The sequence below is a fragment of the Acutalibacter sp. 1XD8-33 genome (assembly GCF_003612555.1).
Classification (GTDB): domain Bacteria; phylum Bacillota; class Clostridia; order Oscillospirales; family Acutalibacteraceae; genus Acutalibacter.
In genome coordinates this window covers 1-2,058 of the sequence record NZ_RAZF01000072.1, presented here as the reverse complement: position 1 = coordinate 2,058, position 2,058 = coordinate 1, and the positions used below count along the sequence as shown (strand labels likewise).

The following is a 2,058-nucleotide window of genomic DNA, read 5'->3' as shown; positions in this document are numbered from 1 at the left end:
GCGAAGCTGCGCGCCGTCCAGCAGCTCCGTGACGGTGACCGGATCCCCCTCCTCATCGCTGACCTGATAGGCAACGGAGAAGTCTCCGGTCTTGGTGCCCAGATCTCCGGTGGCCTCGCAGGTGATCTCCGGCGGGGTGTTGTTGTTCACCGTGCGGGCCTCCGAGCTGGCGTAGGGACTGTACTCGCCGTGGGTATCGTAGGCCCGGACCCGGTAGGCCACGGTTTCCCAGCCCTTGGTAATGCTGTCCGTAAAGCTCAGCTCCGGGCCGCTATACACCTCCGCCCAGGCGCCGCCGTCCGTCTGCCGCTCCAGACTGTAGCCGGAGAGATCCCCATCGCTGTCAGAAGCGGCCTCCCAGGTAACCGTCAGCTGCCCGCCGCCCTGGACCTGCTCCGGCACAGTAATGCTGGCGGGAGCATAGGGGGCGGTGTTGTTTATTATCGTCCGGGGCTCGCTGACTCTGTAGGCGGACTCCGCCCCCTCGCTGTCGTAGGCCTTGACCCGGAAGGTAATCGTTTCCGCTCCGAATGGCATGGTACAAGTGGTGCTCAGGTCGGGACCTCGGTAGGGCAGAGCCCACCAGCGGTTATCCGTGCTGTACTCCAGGGCGTAGCCCTCCAGGTTCCCGTCCGGATCTGTGCTGGCCCCCCAAGATATTGAGACGCGCTTCCCGCCGTAAATAGTGGCGGGCAAGGTGAGGCTGGACGGAACCGTGGGCGGCTGGTTGGTCACGACCTCCCCGCTGTCGTTTACATAGAGATCCGGCGGGAGGATAAAGGCTGGGCGGATGCCGAATTTATGGTCATAGGATTCAGGTTTTTGTTGCCCTTGAGCGTTTATATAGTAAACCTGCGTTCTCAGAACGCCTCCATAATAAGGGGCCCTAGTCCAGTAGTCTGTTAGAACACCGTCTAAATATGCTATACGTCCTTCGGGCAGTCCGGAAGCAAAGCAGTCCAAAACGGCTCCCTCTGCTTTGCTTCCGCCTAACTCATTAGGTGAAAGTAAAAATACGCTGGAAGATAAACCGTTGGTGCCCGAATTAAGGGTAGGAGCTGTATTAAAGGCAGCGCTATAGGAAAAGTAGGGGATTTTCACCCGTTTTATTTGCGCCCGAATCTTGCTGTCCATCTTATTCTTCCAGTCAGTTTCCAAATAATTGCGGACCTGAGCCTCATTATATCCGATGTTTATAGAATTAGGGTGTTCGGCCCATATATGGGTTTCAAAAATATCTTTCTGCAACACCCAAGTACCATTGCAGCTGGCATCATATATATTACTGTCGGGGTTTCCCTGATGAACGATGATAAAGTCCCGCAGAGCGTCTTCCACCTTGATTTTGACGATACTTCCCACCGCTTTGCTTCCTAATGTTACTGCAGCCATATTTCACACCCCTTTCTAGAATTCCAGGCGCTTCTGGGCGGCGTTCCATATGCCTGTGACGGCAAGGCCCGTCAGCGTGTCAAAGGTCACCGTGAACGGGTTCCCCGTCACGTCCGTGGTGAACATCAGCTCCAGAAGCGCCAGGCGGCTGTCCAGTTCTCCCCAGGCGTCCCGCAGGCCCGGGTGGGCGCTGGGGTCCTCGTCGTGGGCCTCGAGAGCGCCATCACCTACCAGAACCCAGATATATTTCCCTTCTGGGTTCTGGCCCACGCAGATGTACTCCTTTTTCGCCTGGGCGTCAAAATAGTGCTGGCCGGGGCTGGCCTCCGTCTGTGGACCGGGGGGCTCCTGGCCGGTCTCCGGTTTGGCCTCTGCCGCGTCCTGGGCGGTCTGGCGGATCTGCTCCAACGCCACCCGAATATCCAGGTGGGTATACGGGGAGGCGTCGTGGCGCTCCATCACCCCGGCCAGATACTGAGGGGTCACCACCGCGCCGGAAGTGGACAGGTCCACCGAGATCTGCACCCCGTTGGTAATGGCCAAAAAGCCGTAAAACTCCAAAAGGAAGCTGGGGCTGGAGGCCTGGCTGGGCACCTCCGTGGCCGCGTCCGCCCCGCCGTCCGACGCGGTGATGTTCTCCGTTTCAGAGTAGTAGTCATACACATC

Annotated in this window: 1 protein-coding gene and 1 pseudogene; both read right to left on the bottom strand. The window is 58.5% G+C overall.

Annotated elements, in window-relative coordinates:
• Nucleotides 1-1,392 (bottom strand): DUF6273 domain-containing protein (locus D7X94_RS17785; protein WP_147401776.1); only part of this gene is annotated, 1,392 nt, incomplete at its 3' end.
• A gap of 15 nt (nucleotides 1,393-1,407) precedes the next feature.
• Nucleotides 1,408-2,058 (bottom strand): annotated as a pseudogene (locus D7X94_RS18640) (hypothetical protein); the annotation flags it as partial.